This window comes from Kribbella sp. CCNWLW201 (genome assembly GCF_037203805.1).
GTDB lineage: Bacteria > Actinomycetota > Actinomycetes > Propionibacteriales > Kribbellaceae > Kribbella.
Genome location: NZ_JBBCBQ010000002.1, coordinates 487,969 through 510,897, shown reverse-complemented (window position 1 = coordinate 510,897; position 22,929 = coordinate 487,969). Strand labels below are relative to the sequence as shown.

Sequence of the window (22,929 nt, the reverse complement as noted above, 5' to 3'; positions counted from 1 at the left end):
GGAACGGCAGCGGTGACCGAAACGACGGTCGTGCACCTGATGCGTCACGGCGAGGTGTACAACCCGACCGGCGTGCTCTACGGCCGGATCCCCGACTTCCACCTGTCCGAGCTCGGCCGCACCATGGCCGAGCGCGTGGCCGACCACGTGAAAGGCCGCGACATCGTCCACCTGGTCAGCTCGCCGCTGGAGCGGGCCCAGGAGACGATGGAGCCGATCGCCAAGGTCTTCGGCCTGACCCCGGACATCGACGAGCGGGTGATCGAGGCGGCGAACCTGTTCGAGGGCAAGAAGTTCGGCGTCGGCGACGGCGCGCTGAAGAACCCGAGCGCCTGGTGGTTGCTGCGCAACCCGCTCAAGCCGTCCTGGGGTGAGCCGTATCAGCAGCTCGTCCGGCGCATGCGGGACGCGATCGAGACCGCCCGGCAGAAGGCGGCCGGGCACGAGGCGCTGATCGTGTCGCACCAGCTGCCGATCTGGATCGTCCGGTCCGCGATCGAGGGCCGCCGGCTGGCGCACGACCCGCGCAAGCGGCAGTGCAGCCTGGCCAGCCTGACCTCGTTCACCTTCCACGGCGAGTCGATCGTCTCGGTCGGCTACGCCGAACCCGCCAAGGACCTGCTGCCCGTGAAGAACCCGAAGAAGTTCGTGGGCGGTGCGTGATGTCGTTCCGTCGTACGGCGTTCGTCGTCGCCGCGGTGCTGCTGGCCGCGACGGCCTGCAGTTCGGGCCAGCAGACGTCGGAGAACCGGCAGGGTCAGTCCGGGTTCGTCAGCGGTACGGGCAACGTGTCGGTGTTCGCGCCGGCCGACCGCAAGCCGGCGCCGGCGCTGACCGGTACGACGCTCGACGACAAGCCCTGGAGCCTGGCCGACCAGGCCGGCAAGGTGGTCGTGCTGAACGTGTGGGGCTCCTGGTGCCCGCCCTGCCGCAAGGAGGCGCCGGATCTGATCGCGGCGTCAAAGGAGCTCGGCCCGTCGGTGCAGTTCATCGGGCTGAACACCCGTGACCTGGACAAGGCGCCGGCGAAGAAGTTCGTCCAGGCGTTCGGCGTGACGTTCCCGAGCATCTACGACCCGAACGGTAAGGCACTGCTCCGGTTCCGCGGTCAGATCTCGCCCAAGGCGATCCCGACCACGCTGGTGATCGACAAGGACGGCAAGGTCGCCGCGCGCGTGGTCGGCGAAGTCACCAAAGACACCCTCCTCGGAATGGTGAAAGACGCGACCGGCTGATGGGTGAGTGGTTCGCGGAGTCGATGACGGGCTCGATGCTGGTGGCACTGCCGATCGCGGTGCTGGCCGGTGCGATCTCGTTCTTCTCGCCCTGCGTCGTACCGCTGCTGCCTGGCTATCTGTCGTATGTGACCGGGCTGTCCGCGGCCGAGCTCGGATCGGAACGGCGTGGACGGATGCTGGCCGGGACAGCTTTGTTCGTGGCCGGGTTCTCGGCCGTCTTCATCCTCACCGGCGTGGTCTTCGGGGCTGTCGGTGATGCGTTGCTCGAGCATCAGACCGCGATCACCCGGGTGCTCGGTGCGGCGACCGTCGTACTGGGACTGGTGTTCCTGGGCGGGCTCGGCTTTCTGCAGAAGGATCTGCGGGTGCATCGGGTGCCGGCCGTCGGGATCGCGGCGGCGCCGCTGCTCGGCGTACTGTTCGGATTCGGCTGGACGCCGTGTATCGGGCCGACGCTCGGGACGGTGATGACCCTGGCCGCGACCGAGGGCAGCACCGGGCGCGGCGCCACCCTGGCGATGGTGTTCAGCCTCGGGCTGGGGATCCCGTTCATCGTGGCGGCGCTGGCGTTCCGGCGGATGCTGGCCGCGGTGGCGTGGGTCCGGGCCCACCAGGTGCTGGTGATCCGGATCGGCGGCGTACTGATGATCGCGGTGGGACTGCTGCTGCTGACGGGAGTGTGGGATTCGATGACCGCCGACCTCAGGCAATGGGTCAGCAACTTCGGGTCGGCGGTGTGACATGACCGAGGTCAAGGATCGCGCCGCCGCACCGCCGGAGCCGCCCAACGAGCCGCCGGCGCTCGGCCTGGTCGGCTGGCTGCGCTGGACCTGGCGCCAGCTCACCTCGATGAAGACAGCCCTCGTGCTGCTCTTCCTCCTCGCGCTGGGCGCCGTACCGGGATCCCTCATCCCGCAGATCCCGATCGACCCGATCAAGGTGGCGGACTTCCTCGAGGCGCATCCGAAGCTCGGGCCGCTCTATGACAAGCTCGGGCTGTTCGACGTCTACAAGTCGGCCTGGTTCTCGGCCATCTACCTGCTGCTGTTCATCTCGCTGATCGGGTGTGTGGTGCCCCGGCTCGGTGTGTACCTGAAGGCCGTCCGGGCCCGGCCGCCGAAGCCGCCGCGCAACCTGAACCGGCTGGCCGGCTACCAGCGTTTCACCGTCGACGAGCCGGGCGACGTACTGGCGGCCGCCACCCGCGAGCTGCGCAAACGCCGGTTCCGCGTCCAGCCGTACGACGGCGCGGTCGGAGCCGAGCGCGGTTACCTGCGTGAGGCCGGCAACCTGCTCTTCCACTTCTCCCTCATCCTGGCACTGATCGGTGTCGCCTGGGGTTCGCTGTTCGGCTATCGCGGCACCGTGCTGGTTGTCGTGGGCAACGGTTTCTCCAACTCGCTGGCGCAGTACGACGACTTCGCGCCCGGCCGTGTCTTCAACGCGGACGACCTGCCGCCGTTCTCGCTGACGGTGAAGGACTTCCAGGTGCAGTTCCAGGAGGACGGCCCGCAGCGCGGTGCGGCCCGCGAGTTCAACGCGCAACTGACCTACCAGGAGACACCGGACGCACCGGAGAAGTCGTACGACCTGAAGGTGAACCACCCGCTCAAGCTCGACGGAAGCAGTGTCTACCTACTCGGGCATGGCTACGCGCCGCGGGTGACGGTGAAGGACGGGACCGGACAGGTCGCGTTCTCCGGTCCAGCGCCGTTCCTGCCACAGGACGGGAACTTCTCGTCGTTCGGCGTGATCAAGGCACCGGACGCCCGGCCGGTCCAGCTCGGCTTCGAAGGGTTCTTCCTGCCGACCGCGGTGATCGACCAGCGCGGTCCGGTCTCGGTGTTTCCCGACGACCTCAACCCCGAGTTGGTGATGACGGCGTACTACGGCCGGCCCCAGCCCGAGACCGGGAAGCCGGAGTCGGTGTACCAGCTGGACAAGTCGAAGCTCACCCAGTTCGAGCAGAACGGTGACAAGATGCGCTTCCAGCTCGCCCCCGGACAGAGCGTCACGCTGCCGGACAAGGCCGGGTCGCTCACCTTCGACGGTTACAGCCGCTGGGTGAAGCTGCAGGTCAGCCACACCCCGGGCACGGATCTCGCCCTGGCGGGCATTCTGCTCGCGATCCTCGGCCTGATGGGGTCGCTGTTCGTGCATCCACGCCGTACCTGGGTGCGCGTCCGAACTGAGCACGGGCGTACCGTGGTCGAGGTCGCGGGCCTGGACCGCGGACCCGAGCGGGGGCTCGGCGACGAACTCCAGGCCATCACCGACAGCCTGAGACCAGTTCCATCGAGTAAGCAGGAGCAGCCATGAGCCCGGAGACCTTCGCGCAAGTCTCCAACCTGTTGGTCCCGACTGCCACTGTCATCTACGCACTCGCGATGGTGTCGCACGCGCTCGAATGGGCGATGGGCCGGGCGGTCGTGACCAAGGCGGCCGCCGCTGCGGTGGAGGAGAAGGCCGAGGTGCTGGTCGCTGCCGACGGCTCCGAGCAGGTCTCGAGTGGCGCAACGGGCGCCGCGGCCGCGGTTGCCAACCCTGCTGACGATGGCCCTGCCGACGACGCTGCTTCGGCAGGGAGCGAGCGGATGGAGGCGGCGAGCCGAGTTGGGTTGCTGCTGACCTGGCTGGCGTTCGTGCTGCACCTGGTCGGTGTGGTGACGCGTGGTCTCGCAGCCGGCCGGGTGCCGTGGGGCAACATGTACGAGTTCTCGATCACGGCGTCGCTCGCGGTCGCCGCGGTCTATCTGATCTTCGTGCACCGCTACCGGCTGCAGTGGCTCGGTCTCGGGGTCACGCTGGTAGTGGCCGCCGTCCTGGGTCTCGCGACTCTCGCGCTCTACACCCCGGCCGGACCGCTCGTGCCGGCGCTGCACTCGTACTGGCTTGTCATCCATGTGTCGGCAGCGGCCATCTCCGGCGGTGCGTTCACCGTGGGTGGACTGGTGTCGGTGCTCTACCTGATCAAAGCCCGGGCCGAGCGGCGGGTGCTGGCCGGTGGGACCATGTCGGCTTCGCTGCGGCGGCTGCCGAGTGCTGAGGCGATGGACGGTACGGCGTACAAGGTGCTGGCGTTCGCGTTCCCGCTGTGGACGTTCGGCGTATTGGTGGCCGGGCCGATCTGGGCGGAATACGCCTGGGGCCGCTACTGGGGCTGGGACCCCAAGGAAGTCTGGTCGCTGGTCACCTGGGTGGTGTACGCCGCATACCTGCACGCGCGGGCGACGGCCGGCTGGCGTGGTCGCCCGGCAGCGGTGATCGCGATCGTCGGCTGGTTCGTCTTCATCTTCAACTTCGTCGGAGTGAACCTGTTGGTCTCCGGTCTGCACTCCTACGCTGGGGTGTGAGATGAAGGAATTCGCGATTTACACCGGGCTGCGGGCGGCTCTGTTCGCTGTCTGCTTTGCCGTGCTGTGGTTCGCTCTGAACAACTGGCTGACCATCTTCCCGTTGTTGCTGCTGGCCCTGATCGTCTCGTCGATCCTGTCGATCTTCGTCCTTCGTGCCGCCCGCGACCGGCTGGCCGGCAAGATCGAGCACCGCGCGGAGAAGATGGCCCACCGCATCGAGCAGTCCCGCACTGCCGAAGACGAGGACTGACGGGCGGTAGCCCGGGCCGGTCGCCGGCCCGTTCGCTTGCCCGATCGGGCGGCTTCGCCTGAGAACGCCGTACCAGTGTTCGACTGGTACGGAGAGTGAGCTATGCCACTCCAGAAATCCTGCGAAAATCCTTTGTGCATTCCTTCACGTGAGTCGTAGAGTGATGGATGAAACGAAACCGTTTCGTTCTATCGGTGACGAGTTATCTACGCAGGGTGATCAGTGGTGGAGTCAGCAGGTGTACGGCATCGGCCCCGGGTCGAGGGTGGTCGCGAGGAGGAGATCCTCGACGCGACCGTGACCGTGGTAGCCGAATTGGGGTACGACCGGCTGACCATGGACGCGGTGGCGACGGCCGCCAAGGCCAGCAAGGCGACGCTGTACCGGCGCTGGTCCACCAAGGCCGACCTGGTCGTCGACGCGATCAGCCGGGCGAAGGGCTGCCCGCTGCCGGAGGACGTCGACACCGGCAGCCTGCGTGGTGACCTGATCTCGATGTCGTGCGGCGACGGCGGCTTCACCGACGAGATGCCGATGTCGGTGATCGCCGGCCTGGTCACCGCGTTGCACCGGGACCCGGAGCTGCAGAAGGCGTTCCAGGAGCGCTTCCTGGCGCCCCGGCTGGACCTGACCAGGAAGGTCTACGAGCGCGCTGTCGCGCGTGGCGAGATCGCGGCCGAGGTCGATGTGGAGCTGCTGTCGGTGACGCTGCCGGCGGTGATCGTGCACCACGCCTACATCCTCGGCGTCCCGCCCACCGACGAGCTGATCCTCCGCGTCATCGATCACGTGATTCTGCCTGCGGCGCGGGGGTCGCAGGCGAGCTGACCGGTTGAGGGGCCGGTCCGCAGCAATCAAACGTAGTTACGCCCAAGAGGGGAATATTCATGTCCGAAGACGTCGTCAAGGCCGATCCGCCGGAGAACCGGCCGGTCGACTCGGAGACCGAGGCCGGCAACGGTCACGGCCACCGCCATCTAGGTATCGCGCTCGCGCTGATCAGCATGGCGCAGCTGATGGTGGTGCTGGACGGCACCATCGTCAACATCGCGTTGCCGCACATCCAGACTGAGCTCGGCTTCAGCAACGCCACGCTGCCGTGGGTGGTCAACGCCTACGCGCTGGCCTTCGGTGGTCTGCTGCTGCTCGGCGGCCGGATCGGGGACATCCTCGGCCGCCGCAAGGTATTCGTGTTCGGTGTCGTGCTGTTCGGTGTGGCATCGTTCGTCGGCGGTATCGCCCAGAGTGAGGGCGTGCTGCTGGCCAGCCGGATCCTGCAGGGCCTCGCGGCCGCTGCCGCCTCGCCGAACGCACTCGCGCTGATCACCACCACCTTCCCGGCCGGGAAGGAGCGCAACCGCGCGATGGGCGTGTACGCCGCGATGTCCGGCGCCGGCGCGGCCGTCGGCCTGATCCTCGGCGGTGCGCTGACCGAGGCGGACTGGCGGTGGACTTTCTTCATCAACACCCCGATCGGCCTGCTGGTCGCGGTGCTCGCCTTCCGCTTCCTGGGTGAGTCGGAGCGCCAGACCGGCAAGTTCGACCTGCCGGGTGCGATCACCGGGACGCTGGGTCTGACCTCGCTGGTCTACGGCCTGACCCACGCGGCGACGGACGGCTGGGGTGACTCGCTCACGCTGCTGTTCATCCTCGGCGGCCTGGGCCTGCTCGCGGTCTTCCTGGGTATCGAGGCGCGGTCGAAGCACGCGCTGATGCCGTTCCGGATCCTCGCGAACCGGACCCGCGGGATCAGCTTCTTCGTGATGCTGGTCGTCGGTGCGGCGATGTTCTCGATGTTCTACTTCCTGGGCATCTTCGTGCAGAACATCATGGGCTACAGCGCGCTGAAGACCGGGTTCGCGTTCCTGCCGTTCAGTGTCGGCATCGTGGCCGCGGCGCAGGTCGCTTCGACGCTGGTGGCGAAGATGGACCCGCGCTGGATCTCCGGTGCCGGTGGCGTGCTGGTGGCCGGCGGCATGTTCGGATTCAGCCAGTTGGCAGTGGACTCGACGTACCTGACCCATCTGCTGCCGTTCATCCTGCTGCTGTCGTTCGGGATGGGGCTGATCTTCGTGCCGCTCACGTTGACCGCGGTCAGCGGGGTCGCCAACGAGGACTCCGGGGTCGGATCCGCCGTACTGAACACTGTCCAGCAGATCGGTGGTGCGGTCGGCCTGGCGCTGCTGGGCACGATCTCCGCCAACGCGATCAAGGACAAGTTCACCGAGCTGGCTCCGGGTCTGCAGAAGGCGGCTCAGGACGGCTCGACGCCCGAGCAGCTGAAGCAGCTCGAGGGACAGTTCACCGCGGTGGCCACCACGCACGGGTTCACCCGCGCGTTCCTCTGGTCGACGTTCCTGATGCTGGGTGCGGCCGTCGTCACCATCGTCGGCCTGTCCATCAAGCACAAGGACCTGGCCACTGACGGCCAGTCCGGCCCGGTCCACATGGGCTGACCGCTTGAAGCTCGAAGGGCCCGCTTCCCCGGGAGGGGGAAGCGGGCCCTTCGTCTGTCCAGGGACGGATCAGCGGGGTGGGAACCTGGTGGAGACCCAGTCGCGGACGCCGCCGAGGCCGTCGCCCATGTCGCGGAGGAGTTTGGCCAGCGGGTCCTGGGACCGGGCGAAGGCGTCGGAGTAGGACTTCGCCGCGTTCTTCGCCTCCTGCGTCATCGATGCGGTGGCGTCGTCCTGCCGCTTCGGGTAGGTGCCGGAGACGATCCGGGTGTATTCACCTTCGTCCACCCAGCGCCGCAGCTCGTGCGCCCGGATGACGGCAAACGGATGCGACTGCGCCTCGAGCAGCAGCAGCTTCAGCACGCTGTCGCGCAGGTCGCCGGCGCTCTCGTACTCCGTTCCCTGCGCCAGGAACGCGGTGGTGTCGAGTTCGGCGAGCTGACCGCCGCTGGCCAGCTTCATCTGGACGCGCAGCGCGACGGCCGGGTCCTGTACGGCGAGCAGGCCGGCCCGGTCGCCGGAGAGCTCGGCCTTGCGGGACCACTCGTGCAGGGCGGCGATGATCGCACGGATGCCGAGAGCACCGATCGGCAGCCAGTTCACCGCGCCGGTGAGCCGCATCAGCCAGAGCAGCAGGGTCTGGTAGAGCGCGTGCCCGCTCTGCGCGTGGCCGAGCTCGTGACCGAGGATGAACCGCAGCTCCTCCTCGTCCAGGCCCTGCAGCAAGGCGCTGTTGACGACGATGAACGGCTTGTCCATGCCGATGGTGACGGCGTTCCAGATCGGGCTGTTGGTGATGTACAGCTCAGGCAGTTGGCGTACGTCGAGCGTCGTACCGGCTTCGGTGTAGAGCCGATGCACGGTGGGGAACTGCCGCTCGTCGACCCGGATCGCCGAGCCGAGGAACTGCAGCCGGAAGGCCCGCTCGTTGATCAGCCCGGACAGCTTCCGCAGGACGAAGTCGAACCCCTTCAGCTGCCGCAGCGCCACCAGCGCGCCCCGGTCCGCCGGGTGCTCCCACGCCCGCGAACTGATGTCCGTCAACGTCGCCCGCTGCCGCGTAGGCCGCTCTTCGTGCTCGCTCATCGCTCCCCCTGCTGCCCGGTCGGAATGTCCCCCCAACCTAGCTCGCCCCCGGGGTCGCCCGGCCGAACCCACGGATTGGGCCGGTCGGAGGTCACCGGGGCGGCGGGACGGTCGTAGCGCCGGAGCAGTACGGCGAGCAGCAGGATCGGCAGCGAGCTGACCAGGAGGAGGAGCGTCACTTCGGCGGGGGTGAACTCGATCGGACCCATCGGCATCATGCGTCTCATCGTTCCCGGGGACGAGCCGGTGACCGAGCGTAGGAATACTCAAATCCGGTCCTTAGCATCTAGCCTGGCCCGCATGAGTGAGGTTGACGCGGTGTGTCGTGAGGTTGATCGGCGCGACGACAAGGCGCGAGCCTGGGTCTCCGAGGCGATCCGGATCGTGGATGCCGACGCGAACCGGAGCGCGGACACACATCTGCACGTGTTCCCGATGCCCGAGCTCACCGGGGTCGACCTGTACCTCAAGGACGAGTCCGTGCACCCGACCGGCTCGCTCAAGCACCGGCTGGCCCGGTCGCTGTTCCTGTACGCGCTGTGCAACGGCTGGATCCGCGAGGGCACCACCGTGATCGAGGCGTCCAGCGGCTCCACCGCGGTCAGCGAGGCGTACTTCGCCCGCCTGCTCGGCCTCCCGTTCATCGCGGTGATGCCGCGCTCGACCAGCCCGGAGAAGGTCGAGCTGATCGAGTTCTACGGCGGCCGCTGCCACTTCGTCGAGCGGTCCGGCCAGATCTACGGCGAGGCCAAGCGGCTCGCCGAGGAGACCGGCGGCCACTACATGGACCAGTTCACGTACGCCGAACGCGCCACCGACTGGCGTGGCAACAACAACATCGCCGAGTCGATCTTCGGCCAGCTGAGCCTCGAGCAGCACCCGATCCCGACCTGGATCGTGGTCGGCGCCGGCACCGGCGGTACGTCGGCCACCATCGGCCGCTACGTCCGCTACCAGCGCTACGACACCTCGGTGTGCGTGGTAGACCCGGAGAACTCGGCGTTCTTTCCGGGGTACGAGGCCGGTGCCGACGATTTCTCCACCGGCCGCCCGTCGCGGATCGAGGGAATCGGCCGGCCGCGAGTCGAGCCGTCGTTCGTGCTCGGCGTCGTGGACCGGATGATCTCGGTCCCGGACGCCGCCTCGATCGCCGCCATGCGCTTCTGCTCCCGAGTCACCGGCCGCCTGGTCGGCGGCTCGACCGGCACCAACCTCTGGGGCTCCCTGCGATTGGCCGAGGAAATGCGCCGCACCGGGGCCCGCGGCAGCATCGTCACCCTGCTCTGCGACAGCGGCGAACGCTACGGCAACACGTACTACGACGACGCCTGGCTCCGCACCAACGGAATCGACATCGCCCCCTACATGACCACCCTCGAAACCTTCGCCACCACCGGCCGCTGGCGCGAGCCGGGCGCTTAACCCCCGCGTGCTACGCAGTCGCTCCTGCGTCGCGCCAGCTACGCGCGCTCCCGCCCACCCGACTTTCCTTGAGGGCTACCGCCCGCCGGAGCGAGACCGGCGTGCTCAACGCTTCTTGCAAAGACCTCTCGGGCGGTAGCCCGGCGAGGATGCGGCGGCGATGAGCCGGAGGGTGGGCGGGAGCGGGCGTAGTGGACACGACGAAGGAGTGGCCGCGTGGCACGCGTGGGTCAGTTAGCTGCCGAGGGTGAGGCCTACTGCTAGGCCGATGGCGTAGGCCAGTTCGGTTAGGCCGGTGGCTTTCAGGACGGGGATGAGTGCCGGGCCTACTGCGTCGCTGACGACTACCTTGACTGCTTTGACGGCCAGTGGGAGCGCAATGAACGCCAGGAGGGTCCACGGGGTCGCGAGAGCTGAGACGGCTGCGAGGATGAAGGCCAGGGCGATCAGGGCGGCGTACAGCTGGCGTGAGCGGGCCGCGCCCAGTACGACGGCCAGTGTGCGCTTGCCCGTCACCGTGTCGGTCGGGATGTCGCGCAGGTTGTTGGCGACCAGTAGTGCGCAGGCGATCGAGCCGATGGCTACGGCACCGGCTAGTGCTGTCCAGCTCAGTGTTTCCGCCTGCACGTAGGTAGTGCCCAGTACGGCGACCAGGCCGAAGAACAGGAAGACGCTGACCTCGCCGAGCGCTCTGTAGCCGTATGGCTTCTTGCCGCCCGTGTAGAACCACGCACCGACCAGTGAGGCCGCTCCTGCGATCAGCAGCCACCAGTTGGAGGTCGCGCACAGGATGATTCCGAGTACGGCGCCCACACCGAAGCAGGTGAAGGCTGCGGTCTTCACCTGTCCCGGAGTGGCGACCTTGGAGCCGACCAGGCGCAGTGGACCGACCCGGTTCTCGTCGGTGCCGCGGATGCCGTCGCTGTAGTCGTTGGCGTAGTTGACCCCGATCTGCAGGGCCAGAGCGACGCCGAGAGCTAGCAGGGCCTTCCACCAGACGAAGCCGTCCAGGTAGGCGGCTGCACCGGTTCCGACGAGGACAGGAGCGATCGCGGCGGGCAGCGTGCGTGGGCGCGCGCCTTCGATCCACTGGGCAGGGGTGGCCATGACTGCCGATTGTGTCAGCCGCGGGTGGGGCGGTCACGGCCGGGCCGTACGCTCGTTGCTGACATGTCTACCTTGCGCCTGGTCCCCGGTACGCCGGATGCCGTGCTGTCCGCGCTTACCGACGTACTGGATGGCAGTGGTACGGCGTTCGCACCCTTGCCACCCGATCCGGCGGATGCCGCCCGGGTCCGGCGCGCCGCGCAACCGGACGAGCCGTTGGAGGACGGCTGTGCCGTGATGCTGACCACATCCGGGTCGTCCGGTGAGCCGAAGGGTGTGCTGCTGTCGCGGGAGGCGCTGATCGCGTCTGCCACCGCCACACACGACCGACTGGGCGGACCGGGGCAGTGGCTGCTGCCGATGAAGCCGTACTTCGTGGGCGGCCTGCAGATCCTCACCCGGTCGGTGCTCGCCGGCCTGGCGCCGGTGATCCTCAAAGAGAGCTTCAGCGCGGCTGCCGCGTCGATGACAGGTGTACGGCGCTACACGGCGATGGTGCCGACGCAGCTGGCCCGCTATCTGGAGACGGACCTGGATGCACTGCGCTCCTTCGACGGGATCATCATCGGTGGGGCTGCCACACCACCTGGTCTGAAGGCTCGGGCCGCTGAGGCCGGAGTCACCGCTGTACCGGGGTACGGGATGACGGAGACGGCCAGCGGGTGTGTGTACGCCGGTGAGCCGCTGGCGGGGACGTCGATCGACTTCGATGACGGGCGGATCCTGATCAAAGGGCCGACGCTGTTCTCCGGGTACCGGCTCCAGCCTTCGCTGACTGCGGAAGTGCTGCGTGACGGGTGGTTCCGGACGCAGGACCGCGGGCAGTTGGTTGACGGACGGCTGCAGGTGATCGGGCGCCTGGACGACGTGGTGATCTCCGGTGGCGTGAACGTGACGCTGCCGTCGGTGCAGGCGCGGTTGCTCGAGCACTCCCACGTGAAGGACGCCGCGGTTCTGGGCGTGCCCGACGCGGAGTGGGGCACCAGAGTGGTCGCCTTCGTCGTCGGTGAACCCGGACGGGACGAGCTGCGTGACTACGTTGCCGAGACGCTGCCGCGGACCTGGGCGCCGCGCGAGGTGATCCGGTTGAGCGAGTTGCCGATGCTTGCCTCGGGCAAGGTTGATCGCCAGAGGCTGCTGGAGGCCGTGCGGTGATCACATACTCGATCGGCTTGAAGAACAAGTTCCGCGGGATCACCGTGCGCGAGGGCATGCTCTTCGAGGGTCCCGCGGGCTGGGCCGAATGGAGTCCGTTCCTGGACTATGACGACGACACGTGTGTCTCCTGGCTGCAGGCTGCGCGTGAAGCGGCTGTCGACGGGTGGCCGGCTCCGGTGCGTTCCGCCGTGCCGGTGAACTGCACTGTGCCTGCAGTAACGCCGGAGGTTGCCGCAGAGATCGTGCGGGCGTCTGGGTGTGGCACTGCCAAGGTGAAGGTGGCTGAGCCGGGTCAGACGTTGGCGGACGACCTGGAACGTGTGGAGGCCGTGCGGGACGCTATCGGGTCGGGGCGGGTGCGTGTCGACGCCAACGGCGGCTGGTCGGTTGACGAAGCAGTGCGGTGCTTGAAGGAGCTCCAGCGATTCGATCTGGAGTACGTCGAGCAGCCCTGTGCGGCCGTGGAGGATCTGGCCGCGGTACGACGGCTGGTCGACGTACCCGTGGCTGCGGACGAGTCGATCCGGCGGGCCGAGGATCCGATGCTGGTGAAGAAGCTGGAGGCGGCGGACATCGCCGTACTGAAGGTGCAGCCCATCGGTGGAGTGCGTGCGTGCTTGGAGATCGCTGAGCAGCTGGGACTGCCTGTGGTGGTGTCGTCGGCGTTGGAGACGTCGGTCGGCATCACTGCTGGGGTTGCGCTTGCTGCTGCGCTTCCGGAGCTGCCCTACGCGTGTGGGCTGGCCACGGTGTCGATGTTCACCAGTGATGTCGTTGCTGAGCCCCTGCTGCCGGTGGACGGCTTCCTGCCGGTGAAGACTGTGCAGCCGGACCCTGCCTTGCTGGAAGCGGCCCGGGCGGATGCAGCCAGGACTGCTGTGTGGGAAGAGCGCATGAGCCGCGTGCAGAAGAGGAGTGCCGGATGAACCCGTCCACGGCGTTTGCGACTGTGGTCGTCGACGAGCTGATCCGCTGCGGCGTACGGGAGGCCGTGGTCGCACCGGGCTCGCGCAGTGCGCCGCTGGCGTTGGCACTGGCTGCTGCTGATCGTGACGGACGACTGCGGCTGCACGTCCGGATCGACGAGCGTACGGCGGGATTCCTGGCGATCGGCTTGATCCGCGGGACCGGACTGCCGGTGCCGGTGGTGACGACGTCCGGTACGGCGGTGGCGAACCTGCACCCGGCCGTGTTGGAGGCGTCGCACAGCGGGTTGCCGTTGATCGTGCTGAGCGCCGACCGGCCGCCGGCGTTGCGGGGGAGCGGTGCCAATCAGACGACGGACCAGCTGAAGGTGTTCGGGTCTGCGGTGCGGCTGTTCCATGAGATGGGTACGCCGGTCCGTGAGGTCGGCCAGGTGGCGTACTGGCGCTCGCAGATCGCACGGGCCGTGGCTGAAGCAGTGGGAGCCCGGTCAGCGGATCCGGGGCCGGTGCAGCTCAACTGTCCGTTGGCTGAGCCGCTGGTGCCTACGGACGGGCCGGACTGGCCAGAGTCGCTGGATGGTCGCAGTACTGGGCCTTGGACTGCTGTGCATGCCGCAGCTGGTCAGCCGTCGGCTGTCGCACCTGGGCCGAAGACTGTGGTGGTTGCGGGGGACGGGGCGTCGCAGGCGGCGCGGTTGGCTGCCGAAGCTGGTCATTGGCCGTTGTTCGCCGAGCCGTCCAGCCGGGCACGGACAGGTCCCGCGGTCATTTCGGCGTACCGGTTGTTGCTCCAGGCAAACTCTTTGGCGGGCGAGATCGAGCGGGTGCTGGTGTTCGGGCATCCGACGCTGTCGCGGCCGATCGCCAAGCTGCTGGCGCGGCCTGACGTCGAGGTGATCGTGGTCGCGCCGACCGGGCTGTGGCCGGACCCGGCCCGGCGCGCGTCGGCCGTCGTCACCGGGCTGGAGGTCTCCGGCCACGACACCACCGATTGGCTGGAACGCTGGCAGCATGCGGACCAGTTGGCCCGTCCCGTGATCGACAAGATCCTCGCCGACGGCCTCACCGGACCGGGGATCGCGGCGATCGTCGGCGAAGCGGTCGGCGCCGACGGCATGCTCGTGGTCGCTTCTTCGAACCCGGTCCGCGATCTCGACCTCGCCCCCGTCGTCCCGATCCGTACCATCGCCAACCGCGGCCTGGCCGGGATCGATGGCACCATCTCGACGGCTGTCGGAGCCGCGCTGGCGAACGCGGGACCGACGTACGCGTTGATCGGCGACCTGGCCTTCCTGCACGACGCCAACGGCCTCATCATCGGCCCCGACGAAGCCCGCCCCGACCTGCGCATCGTCGTCGTCAACGACAACGGCGGCGGCATCTTCTCCACCCTCGAACAAGGCGACCCAACCCACGCCACCCACTTCGAACGCATCTTCGGCACCCCCCACAACACCGACCTGTCAGCGCTGTGCACCGCCAGCAACACGCCCTACACCCTGGCCGAAACCCCGGATGCCCTCCGCGCCGCCCTAACCCCCACAGTCGCCGGCCTCTCCGTAGTAGAAGCCCGCCTCCCCAGGACCACCCACCGACCGCTCACCGAAGCCCTACTCAACGCCCTAACCCAGCTGTAGGTGGTTATCCACAGGACAGCCGGAAGGACCAGGCTGCCGGGGTGATGGAGAGCTAGGCTGCGCTTCGCGCTGATGGGCTCAGAACACCCGCAGAAGAAAGAGAAAGGCCCCGGGGGGTTTCCCTGGCCGAAGCCGGTACGCCGTGAATCCCGGGGCTCTCACTTGCCTTCCAGGCTAGTGCACGGACCACAGCGCGGCAAATCCCTTTCACCGCAAGGAAGGCCAGCTGTGGCATCCCCGTCCTGGACCATCGACGATCTGCTCTCGCGCCCTCGCCTGCGTCCGTACCTTGCCGCGTCAGCCGGCGACGCCGAGCAAGCGCTGCGGCTGTACGAATGGAACTCCTCGATCAGCGGAGCGTTCTACGAGTCGTTGCACTACGTCGAAATCGGTCTGCGCAACGCGATGGACCGCAGGCTGGCCGACTGGTCGCGGCGACGACAGACGAACCTGCCGTGGTATCTCGATCCTCAGGTCCGGTTGACTCCGTCGACCCGGCAGAAGGTGGCCGTCGCACGGATGAGTGCCACTCGTGGCCGGCGTGTGGAGGTGCACGGCAAAGTCATCGCCGAGCTGAGCTTCGGGTTCTGGTGGTCGTTGCTTGCCGCCGAGTACAACCGCCGGCTCTGGCAGCCCTGCCTGCACGCCGCGTTCGAAGGGCCGGTGCGTCGTGGCATTTTGCACTCGGAGCTGAATGAGCTCCGACTACTGCGCAACCGGATTGCACACCACGAGCCGATCCACCTTCAGGACCTGGCAGGTGCCTACCGGCGGGTGCTCGACGTCGCGGGCCGGATCTCGCCGTTGCTGCGCGTTCGGATCGAGTCCACCACGCGAGTCCCTACCGTCTTGTCCGGCCGTCCTCTGCCGCCCAGCTGAGGGTGCAGCGTGCGGAGGTGGTTGAGGAGGGGGGCTATGGCGGCGATTACCAGGGCTGTGGTGGTGAGGATGGGGATGGTGGCGCCTCGGAGGGAGGAGTTGAGGGGGGCGGCGAGGGTGAAGATGAGGCTGATGGCGGTGATGGTGGTGGTGAGGCGGCGGCCGGGGCGGGCTACGGCTAGGAATGGTAGGCACCAGAGGAAGTACCAGTCGTGGGCTGAGGGGCCTAGCAAGACGACGGCTAGTAGGGCGATGCCTACTGCGCGGGCTGCGTGGTGGATGGACGAGCGGAGGCTCAGTACGGCGATCAGCGTGACGGCTCCGATCATTCCGACCAGTCGGACGATCTGGAGGGCTTGTTCGGCGGCGGTGTCTTCGCCCAGCCAGCCCAGTACGCCGGACGCGGCCATGCCGATCAGGTTCGCGATGGAGAAGGGTGAGCGGACCAATCCGGGTACGTCGAGGGCGCCGAGCCAGCCGGAGCCCACACCGGTCAGTTCACCGATGGTCACCAGCGTGAGCACCGACACCGCGCCGGCTATAGCCAGACTGGCGAAGCGAAGAGCCCGTCCGGCCAGGGGACTCATCACTGCGGCGATCGCGATCACCACCAGCCCACCAGGCAGCTTCACCGCGGCTGCGGCTCCTGCCACGACTGCCGCCGTACCCCACCGGCCTGTCAGGGCCAGTGCGAACGCGCTGCAGGCCAGTCCGAGCATCAGGATGTCGTTGTGTGCGGCACCTATGCCGTGGGTGATCAGCATCGGGTTGGCGACCACCAGCCAGGTCGCGAAGACCGGGTCCACGCGGCACGCCCTCGCAAGCCGTGGCACGGCCCAGGCGATCAGGACGATCCCCAGCACGGCGAGGAGTCGGTGCGCCAGCATCAGCACGTACGGGTCCATGGTGAGTCGCGCGACCAGACCGCCGTACGCGAGAGGTAGTGGTCCGTACGGCGCTGGCGTCTGCATCCACATCGGGTCGACGGCCTCGACGATGTGGCCGGACAGTACGCCAGGGCCCACGTCGTACGGGTTGAAACCCTCCGCCACGAGGGCACCCTGGGCGGCGTAGCTCCACGCGTCCCGGCTGAACAGTGGCGGGATCAGGAGCAGTGGCAGGCTCCAGTACGCCGTCATGCGCAGTACTGGAGGTCGTAGCCCGGCCATGACCTGCCGGCCCACGGACAGCCAGGCCCAGGCCATCAGCCCGAGCCCGGCCACCATGAACGACAGTCCGACCATCCGGCCGGGCAGAGTGGTCCGCAGTTCGCCGGTGATCGGGAACGACGCCACCCACGAGGAGGGTGGCACCACCGACGTCACCAGGCTCGCCACGGCGACTACGACGGAGCCGACCACCCCACGGACCATCGGCGAGCGCATGGCCGCAAAATAACGGCCGTGGGCGACTCCCCGATGAACAACGCCTTACCTACGCGGATTCCTTGCGGAAGGTCCTTGCGCCGACCGTCAGCCCGACGATGGTCAGCAGTACGACCCAGAACAGACCCCACAGCGACGAACTGTTGTCGATGTCGCCGCGGAACAGCGCCCGCACCCCGTTCACCACGTGCTTGAGCGGGCTGATGTCGGACAGTCGCTGCAGCCAGGTCGGGCCGATCTGCATCGGCAGCAGGATGCCGGACAGCAGCAGGAGCGGCATCGCGATCCCGTTCAGCAGCGGGGCCAGCGCGTCCTCGCTCTTGGTGATGAGAGCGACCGAGTACGACAGCGATGCGAACGTCGCGCCGAGCAGGGCAACGATCACCAGTGACAGCAGTACGCCGCCCCACGGCGCCCGCAGGCCGAGCGGGATCGCGGCGACCAGCAGTACCAGCGTCTGCACGACCAGTACGACGACATCCCGCAGTACCCGACCTGCCATCAGGGCCATCCGGGAGGCCGGGGTGACCCGGTCGGCCTCGATCACGCCGGCCCGGTACTCCGCGATCAGGCCGAAGCCGACGAACATCGCGCCGAACATGCCGAGCTGGACGATCAGGCCGGGAATGAACACCTGGTAGGCGTTCGTGGTCGCGCCCTCGCTGATCTGTGCCGTGATCGGCTTCAGCAGCGGACCGAACAGGAACAGGTACATCAGCGGCTGGCTGAGCATCAGGATCGCCCACATCGGGTTGCGCAGCGTCAGCCGCATCGCACGATGGAAAACGATCCACGTCTCACGAAGCGTGGTCATGCCACCGCCTCCTTCTCGGTCTCCGCCGGGGCATCCTCGTCGCGGAGCGAGCGGCCGGTCATGGTCAGGAACACGTCGTCCAGCGTCGGGCGGTGCACCTCCACTCCGGCCAACTCAATGCCCTGGGCATCGATCTGGCGGAGCAGGCCAGGCAGCACCGAACCACCACGTGGGACCCGGAAACCGACCACGTCACCGTCGGTCTCGAAGGCCGTCGCGCCATCCAATTCCTGGACGATCTTGGTTACCGCAGGCGCCTGGCCGGCGTCGGCGAGGCTGAGCCGGACCGCGTCGCCGGAGACCTGCTGCTTCAGCGTGTCCGGGGTGCCGGCGGCAACGATCTTGCCGTGGTCGATGACCAGGATCCGGTCGCAGAGCGCGTCCGCCTCGTCCAGGTAGTGGGTGGTGAGGAAGATCGTCGCACCGCGGTCGCGCAGGCCGCGGATGTGTTGCCAGAGGTTCGCCCGGGCCTGCGGGTCGAGGCCGGTGGTCGGCTCGTCCAGGAAGATCAGCTTCGGGTCGTGGATCAGCCCCATCACGATGTCGAGGCGGCGCCGCTGGCCGCCGGACAGTGTCTTGCACTGCCGCCGCCACAGGCCGGGCAGGTCGAGTTCCTCGAACAGCCGCTGCCCGTCCGCGGCGGCTTTGGCCTTCGGTACGCCGTACAGCCGGGCGTGGTCGACGACCTCGTCGCCGGCGATCGCCTCCGGCAGGGTCGAGCCGCTCTGCGACACGTACCCGATGCCGCGGCGGACCCCGACCGGGTCCTTGGCCAGGTCACAGCCGGCCACCGTCGCGGTGCCGGCGGTCGGCGTGATCAGGGTCGCCAGCATCCGCATCGTGGTGGTCTTGCCGGCCCCGTTCGGCCCGAGGAAGCCGACGATCTCCCCGTCGGCGACATCCAGATCCACCCCCTGCACGGCCTGCACCGGCCCCCGTTTGGTCTTGAAAGTACGCACCAGTCCGCGCGCTTCGATCATCATGCGATCAAGTCTTGCTAATCAACTTTGAATAGTCAATGTTGATTAAAATCGTCAGCTCTCGGGCGGCTCGGGGATCTCACCCCAGTGCGTGACCATGCCGGGGGCCGGCGTCCAGTCGGCCGGTTCGCCCGCGAACGAATAGGCGCCGTCGGCGATCCGGTTGCGGAAGGACCTGGTCCACTCGAGTTCGCCGCGGTCGCGGGCGTCGACGATCCGGAGCATCTCGACCACGTGGTTCGGCGTCCCGGGTTCCTCCAGGATCTGGCGCTCCGAGAACGGCTGTGCCTTGTTGCGCTGCTCGAGCTGGACGATCCGCGCCTCGATCGCGGCCAGCACCTCGTCCCGCCGAAGCGACCACAGGAAGCTGAGTGCTGCCTGCATCCGGTCCGGGTGGAACCCATCCACGGTCCACAACATCTCGCGGAGCAGAGTGAAGTACTCCGTGTCACCGTCGGCCGTCAGCTTGTACGACGTACGCCCGGGCCGGTGCCCAGGCCCTTCCTCGAGTTCTTGCAGATAGCCGTGTTTGGCCAGCGTCCGCAGACCGGTGTAGATCGAGCCGGGGTTGATGTTCGCCCACTCCTGCACGTTCCAGGTGAGCAGCTCGCGGCGTAGCTGGTACCCGTAGGCCGGTTGGAAGATCCGCACGACCCCGAGCAGCAGCAACCGCGTGGTGGACATAGCCGCAGTGTAAATCCGGGCGACCGTTGCGGGTCTGCAGGCGTAGTCTCCGGAGGCATGGATGTGCGTGTGACGAGTGACGCGGCCGTCTTCGAGCAGACGGTCTTCCCTTTCCTGCAACAGGATCCGGTGCTGCACACGATCATCATGAGCAACGTCCACGAGCGCGCCGCCGGGACGTACCGCTCGGAGGGTGAGCCGTCGTACTACGTCTCGGTCCACGACGCATCCGGCGAGGTGGTCGGCGCGGCGATGCGGACCCCGGGGCGGATGGTGTACCTCGGCGCGCTGCAGGCCGAGTACGCCGAGGCGGTCGCCGATGCATATCTCGACGTACTCGCTGATCAGATCGGCGTGGCCGGTGATCGCCCGGCCGCCCGGCGGTTCGCCGACCGCTGGTGCGAGCGGCGAGGCGGTACGGCGACCGAGAGCAAGGCGACTCGCCTTCACAAGCTCGGCACGCTGACACCGCTGTCGGCGGACGGCTCACCTCGGCTGATGACGGACGGGGAGATCGAGCTGGTCGCGGATTGGGCGAAGGACGGGTTCGCGGAGGAGCTCGGCGGTGACTACCTGGACTGGGCCAAGGACCACCTGAAGAACAAGACCATGTGGATCTGGGAGACCGGCGGCGAGCCGGTGAGCATGGTCGGGTACCACCGCCCGCTCTTCGGTGTCTGCCGGGTCGGGCCGGTCTACACACCGCCCGAGCGCCGCCGGCACGGGTACGCCGGTGCGCTCACCAGCCACGTGTCCGCCGAGATCCTTGCGCAGGGCAACCAGGCCTGCCTCTACACCGACCTGGCCAATCCGACCTCGAACAAGATCTACCACGTGGCCGGCTATCGCCCGGTCGCCGACTTCGTCGACCTCGAGTTCCCCGCATGATCGTCCGAACCACCAGCGACCCGGCCACGTTCAAGGAACTCGTCTTCCCTTTCCTGCAACGCGATCCGGTCCTCAACACGGTGATTCTGAGCAACACCGCCGACCGCGTCCACGGCATCCTGGCCGACCCGGAGCCGCCGGTGTTCGTGTCCGTGCACGACGGCGACGAGATGGTCGGCGCGGTGCTGAGTACGGCGCTGCGCGGGATCAACCTGGGGAGCCTGCCGATCGACCTGGTGCCGGTGGTGGTCGACCCGCTGGCCGGCGCTTCACCGCGGTCGATCGGGGTCTCCGGACCGGCGGATGCGGCTTGTGCGTTCGCTGAGTTGTATGCGGAGAGGACCGGCAGGAGCTGCCGTGAATCGGAGCGGAGTCGCCTGCACAAACTCGACCAGTTCGTCGAGCAGACCACCGATCTGGCCAACCCCACCTCCAACAAGATCTACGCCGCCATCGGCTACCGCCCCATCCAGGACTTCGTCGACTACGCCTTTGCCTGACGCGCTCACGGTGCAGTTCGACAGGAGGTGTCCGGCGATCGGGTCGGATACCCGGTGGGTTCAGGCGGGGAGTGGTCGCCAGTGGGCGTATGCGTCCTGTCGTTTTGCAGCCAGGCTGGACGGCGCCCGCTGCATGGGAATGTCAGTTGAGGTTGGTGGATTCGCCGGGGGTGAGGGCGAGGTAGGGGTGGCCGCCGCGTTCGGTGAGGAAGCGTTTCATCATGCCGAGGCCGACCGGGCTCAGGAGGGCGTCGTGGATGCCGATGGTCTGCTCGGACTTGATGGCGCGGGCGTACTCGATCGCCGGCGGCAGCGAGAACCACGGACCGGAGATCGGGACCAGGGTGGTGTGCACGGACCGGTCGGGCTGGGTGAACGAGTCGCCCGGGTGGTAGACCGCGTCTTCGATCAGGTAGCCGACGTTCTCGCACGGAACACCCAGCTCCGGCAGGATCACCGCGTGGTCCTTGCCATAGGCACGCACCGCGAAACCGGCCGCGTCGAAGGACTGTCCGTCCGCGACCACGCTGACCCGGTCGCCCAGGTCCGCGAGCTGCGCGGCGACGCCGGCGTTGGTGTAGACCGGCGCATCCAGCAGCTTGAGCCGCTCGACGTCGAGGTGGTCCGGGTGCTCGTGCGTGACCAGGATCGCGTCGGCGCGCTCGAACACGGCGTCCTCGCTGAACGTTCCCGGATCGACCAGCAGGACCTTGCCGTCCTTCTCCAGCCGGACACAGGCATGCGCGAACTTGGTGAGCTTCACAGTCAGTCTCCCAACGCGTCTCTCATCGGAACCAGCTTGGCGTTCGTCTCGGCCAGTTCGGCGACCGGATCGGAGCCGGCCACGATGCCCGCGCCGGCGTACAGGCGCATCCGGCGCGGATCGTCCGGATCGGCCTGGCCACAGCGCAGCGCGATGCACCACTCGCCGTCGCCGGCCGCGTCCATCCACCCGACCGGGCCGCTGAAGCGCCCGCGCTGCATCCCCTCGATCTCGCCGATCAGGTCGCGCGCGACGGGGGTCGGCGTACCGCAGATCGCCGCGGACGGGTGCAGCGCGGCGGCCAGGCCGAGAGCGTTCGCGCCGTTCGCGGCGACGCCGGCGACGTCGGTGGCCAGATGCATCACGTTCGGCAGGTGCAGGACGAACGGCGTCTCGGGCACGTTCATCGACTTGCAGTGCGGCTTGAGCGCCTCGGCCACCGACCGTACGGCGTACTCGTGCTCCTCCAGGTCCTTGCTGGACCGGGCCAGCGACGCGGCCAACGCGAGGTCGTGCGCGTCGTCCCCGGTACGGCGGATGGTCCCGGCCAGCACCCGGGACGTGATCAGCCCCTTCTCCCGTCGTACCAGGAGCTCGGGGGTCGCGCCGATCAGGCCGTCGACGGAGAACGTCCAGCAGTTCGGGTACGCCGCGGTGAGCTGGCGCAACGGCCAGCGCAGGTCGATCGGCTGCTCGGCGATCGCGATCAGGTCGCGGGCCAGCACCACCTTGTCCAGCTCGCCGGCGGTGATCCGCTTGATCGCGTCCGCGACGATGCTCGACCACTCGGTGCCGGACCGCGCGCCGTCGGCGAACGCGATGTCGTGCACCGGTGACGGCTCGTGCGTGACGAGCTCCGGCGGCGCGGCCAGCGAGCTCGCCGGCGAGACCGTGGTCACCCACGTGGTCCCGCCGCGGCGGCCGACGATCACCTCGGGCACGACCAGCTGACTCGGGTCGTCGTCGGTGAACCCGAACGACCCGAAGCAGACCAGTCCGGACCCTGGTACGCCGACCTCGTCCCGGACCACCGCGGCCCCGACCAGGTCTCGCCACCAGGTCACCGCGTCCTGGAAGCGGTTGCTACCGGCAACGTCGAGGCGGGCGGCGACGCCCCAGCCGACGTGACCGTCGCCACGTCGTACCCAGGCCAGGCCGCCCTCGGCGGGCAGATGGTCCATCAGCTGTGCCGACACCCCGTCGACTCGCTGGCTGCGAATCACCAGATGGGGAGCCTGGCTCCCGACCGGCTCAGACAAGCTCACGGCACCACTCCTCGTTCGCGGCCCGCCCCCGGGTCTCGATGGCCGGCTCACTCCATGGAGATGCACTCACGAGATGCAAGCGTATGCCTGCCCGATGTCCAGCGAATTTCGGCGCCTGTCGCAGCCGTGATCAAC

The 22,929-nt window shown here is 68.1% G+C and carries 24 protein-coding genes; 15 read left to right on the top strand and 9 right to left on the bottom strand.

Annotation, left to right across the window (positions count from 1 at the left end; all coding sequences use genetic code 11):
- Nucleotides 1-12: 12 nt before the first annotated feature.
- From V9K99_RS12225 to V9K99_RS12190, 8 genes are all read left to right on the top strand, one after another.
- Nucleotides 13-663 (top strand): histidine phosphatase family protein, encoded by a 651-nt coding sequence (locus V9K99_RS12225; RefSeq protein ID WP_442914713.1) that lies wholly within the window; start codon nucleotides 13-15, stop codon nucleotides 661-663.
- On the top strand, nucleotides 663-1,235 hold the full coding sequence (locus V9K99_RS12220) for a TlpA family protein disulfide reductase (RefSeq protein ID WP_337002183.1): 573 nt from the start codon (nucleotides 663-665) through the stop codon (nucleotides 1,233-1,235). Before V9K99_RS12225 ends, V9K99_RS12220 begins: the two co-directional genes overlap by 1 nt.
- Nucleotides 1,235-1,978: a cytochrome c biogenesis CcdA family protein gene (locus tag V9K99_RS12215; RefSeq protein ID WP_337002184.1), complete on the top strand. Its 744-nt coding sequence runs from the start codon at nucleotides 1,235-1,237 to the stop codon at nucleotides 1,976-1,978. Before V9K99_RS12220 ends, V9K99_RS12215 begins: the two co-directional genes overlap by 1 nt.
- 1 nt (nucleotide 1,979) lies before the next feature.
- The gene (resB, locus tag V9K99_RS12210; protein WP_337002187.1) at nucleotides 1,980-3,557 is read left to right on the top strand and encodes a cytochrome c biogenesis protein ResB; all 1,578 of its coding nucleotides are present in this window, start codon (nucleotides 1,980-1,982) and stop codon (nucleotides 3,555-3,557) included.
- Nucleotides 3,554-4,591 (top strand): c-type cytochrome biogenesis protein CcsB, encoded by a 1,038-nt coding sequence (gene ccsB / locus V9K99_RS12205; protein ID WP_337002189.1) that lies wholly within the window; start codon nucleotides 3,554-3,556, stop codon nucleotides 4,589-4,591. Before resB ends, ccsB begins: the two co-directional genes overlap by 4 nt.
- 1 nt (nucleotide 4,592) lies before the next feature.
- Nucleotides 4,593-4,844, top strand: a complete 252-nt coding sequence (locus V9K99_RS12200) for a DUF4229 domain-containing protein (protein WP_337002191.1) — start codon at nucleotides 4,593-4,595, stop codon at nucleotides 4,842-4,844.
- Between the two features lie 225 nt (nucleotides 4,845-5,069).
- Nucleotides 5,070-5,672: a TetR-like C-terminal domain-containing protein gene (locus V9K99_RS12195; protein WP_337002193.1), complete on the top strand. Its 603-nt coding sequence runs from the start codon at nucleotides 5,070-5,072 to the stop codon at nucleotides 5,670-5,672.
- 59 nt (nucleotides 5,673-5,731) lie between these two features.
- Nucleotides 5,732-7,300, top strand: coding sequence for an MFS transporter (locus V9K99_RS12190; RefSeq protein ID WP_337002195.1), 1,569 nt, complete (start codon nucleotides 5,732-5,734; stop codon nucleotides 7,298-7,300).
- A 69-nt stretch (nucleotides 7,301-7,369) separates the two neighbouring features.
- Here the strand turns inward: V9K99_RS12190 and V9K99_RS12185 are convergent, their stop codons facing one another.
- Together V9K99_RS12185 and V9K99_RS12180 are read right to left on the bottom strand one after the other, a co-directional pair.
- Nucleotides 7,370-8,386, bottom strand: a complete 1,017-nt coding sequence (locus V9K99_RS12185; RefSeq protein ID WP_337002197.1) for a M48 family metallopeptidase — start codon at nucleotides 8,384-8,386, stop codon at nucleotides 7,370-7,372.
- Nucleotides 8,383-8,604, bottom strand: a complete 222-nt coding sequence (locus V9K99_RS12180) for a hypothetical protein (protein WP_337002199.1) — start codon at nucleotides 8,602-8,604, stop codon at nucleotides 8,383-8,385. The genes V9K99_RS12185 and V9K99_RS12180 overlap by 4 nt, the downstream gene beginning before the upstream one ends.
- A gap of 82 nt (nucleotides 8,605-8,686) precedes the next feature.
- Between V9K99_RS12180 and V9K99_RS12175 the strand changes: the two genes are divergently transcribed.
- Nucleotides 8,687-9,808: a PLP-dependent cysteine synthase family protein gene (locus V9K99_RS12175; protein ID WP_337002202.1), complete on the top strand. Its 1,122-nt coding sequence runs from the start codon at nucleotides 8,687-8,689 to the stop codon at nucleotides 9,806-9,808.
- Nucleotides 9,809-10,042: 234 nt separating this feature from the next.
- Here V9K99_RS12175 and V9K99_RS12170 read toward each other — a convergent pair whose 3' ends face one another.
- The gene (locus V9K99_RS12170) at nucleotides 10,043-10,915 is read right to left on the bottom strand and encodes a 1,4-dihydroxy-2-naphthoate polyprenyltransferase (RefSeq protein WP_337002204.1); all 873 of its coding nucleotides are present in this window, start codon (nucleotides 10,913-10,915) and stop codon (nucleotides 10,043-10,045) included.
- A 63-nt stretch (nucleotides 10,916-10,978) separates the two neighbouring features.
- Between V9K99_RS12170 and menE the strand changes: the two genes are divergently transcribed.
- The 4 genes from menE to V9K99_RS12150 all read left to right on the top strand — a co-directional run bounded on the left by menE (nucleotide 10,979) and on the right by V9K99_RS12150 (nucleotide 15,515).
- A complete protein-coding gene (gene menE, locus V9K99_RS12165) occupies nucleotides 10,979-12,070 on the top strand; it encodes an o-succinylbenzoate--CoA ligase (protein WP_337002206.1) in 1,092 nt (363 codons plus the stop codon).
- On the top strand, nucleotides 12,067-12,999 hold the full coding sequence (locus V9K99_RS12160; RefSeq protein WP_337002208.1) for an o-succinylbenzoate synthase: 933 nt from the start codon (nucleotides 12,067-12,069) through the stop codon (nucleotides 12,997-12,999). Before menE ends, V9K99_RS12160 begins: the two co-directional genes overlap by 4 nt.
- Nucleotides 12,996-14,636, top strand: a complete 1,641-nt coding sequence (gene menD / locus V9K99_RS12155) for a 2-succinyl-5-enolpyruvyl-6-hydroxy-3-cyclohexene-1-carboxylic-acid synthase (protein WP_337002210.1) — start codon at nucleotides 12,996-12,998, stop codon at nucleotides 14,634-14,636. Before V9K99_RS12160 ends, menD begins: the two co-directional genes overlap by 4 nt.
- 228 nt (nucleotides 14,637-14,864) lie before the next feature.
- Nucleotides 14,865-15,515, top strand: a complete 651-nt coding sequence (locus V9K99_RS12150; protein WP_337002211.1) for a hypothetical protein — start codon at nucleotides 14,865-14,867, stop codon at nucleotides 15,513-15,515.
- Here the strand turns inward: V9K99_RS12150 and mptB are convergent.
- The 4 genes from mptB to V9K99_RS12130 are packed head-to-tail and all read right to left on the bottom strand — an operon-like array spanning nucleotide 15,401 to nucleotide 19,378.
- Nucleotides 15,401-16,900 carry a polyprenol phosphomannose-dependent alpha 1,6 mannosyltransferase MptB gene (mptB, locus tag V9K99_RS12145; RefSeq protein ID WP_337002213.1) on the bottom strand — a complete coding sequence of 500 codons (1,500 nt, stop codon included), beginning with the start codon at nucleotides 16,898-16,900 and terminating at the stop codon, nucleotides 15,401-15,403. The two genes, V9K99_RS12150 and mptB, sit on opposite strands and share 115 nt — an antisense overlap.
- Before the next feature lie 49 nt (nucleotides 16,901-16,949).
- Nucleotides 16,950-17,714, bottom strand: a complete 765-nt coding sequence (locus V9K99_RS12140; RefSeq protein WP_337002215.1) for an ABC transporter permease — start codon at nucleotides 17,712-17,714, stop codon at nucleotides 16,950-16,952.
- Nucleotides 17,711-18,697 carry an ATP-binding cassette domain-containing protein gene (locus V9K99_RS12135; RefSeq protein ID WP_337002217.1) on the bottom strand — a complete coding sequence of 329 codons (987 nt, stop codon included), beginning with the start codon at nucleotides 18,695-18,697 and terminating at the stop codon, nucleotides 17,711-17,713. The genes V9K99_RS12140 and V9K99_RS12135 overlap by 4 nt, the downstream gene beginning before the upstream one ends.
- Nucleotides 18,698-18,748: 51 nt before the next feature.
- Nucleotides 18,749-19,378 (bottom strand): PadR family transcriptional regulator, encoded by a 630-nt coding sequence (locus V9K99_RS12130; protein WP_337002219.1) that lies wholly within the window; start codon nucleotides 19,376-19,378, stop codon nucleotides 18,749-18,751.
- A 57-nt stretch (nucleotides 19,379-19,435) separates the two neighbouring features.
- Here V9K99_RS12130 and V9K99_RS12125 point away from each other — a divergent pair, with 57 nt between their 5' ends.
- The gene (locus V9K99_RS12125; protein ID WP_337002221.1) at nucleotides 19,436-20,266 is read left to right on the top strand and encodes a GNAT family N-acetyltransferase; all 831 of its coding nucleotides are present in this window, start codon (nucleotides 19,436-19,438) and stop codon (nucleotides 20,264-20,266) included.
- Nucleotides 20,263-20,766, top strand: coding sequence for a GNAT family N-acetyltransferase (locus V9K99_RS12120; protein WP_337002223.1), 504 nt, complete (start codon nucleotides 20,263-20,265; stop codon nucleotides 20,764-20,766). The genes V9K99_RS12125 and V9K99_RS12120 overlap by 4 nt, the downstream gene beginning before the upstream one ends.
- A gap of 142 nt (nucleotides 20,767-20,908) precedes the next feature.
- On the opposite strand, the gene V9K99_RS12115 is transcribed toward V9K99_RS12120, so the two are convergent.
- Nucleotides 20,909-21,529 carry an MBL fold metallo-hydrolase gene (locus V9K99_RS12115; RefSeq protein WP_337002225.1) on the bottom strand — a complete coding sequence of 207 codons (621 nt, stop codon included), beginning with the start codon at nucleotides 21,527-21,529 and terminating at the stop codon, nucleotides 20,909-20,911.
- 2 nt (nucleotides 21,530-21,531) lie between these two features.
- On the bottom strand, nucleotides 21,532-22,794 hold the full coding sequence (locus V9K99_RS12110; protein WP_337002227.1) for an isochorismate synthase: 1,263 nt from the start codon (nucleotides 22,792-22,794) through the stop codon (nucleotides 21,532-21,534).
- Nucleotides 22,795-22,929 lie beyond the last annotated feature (135 nt).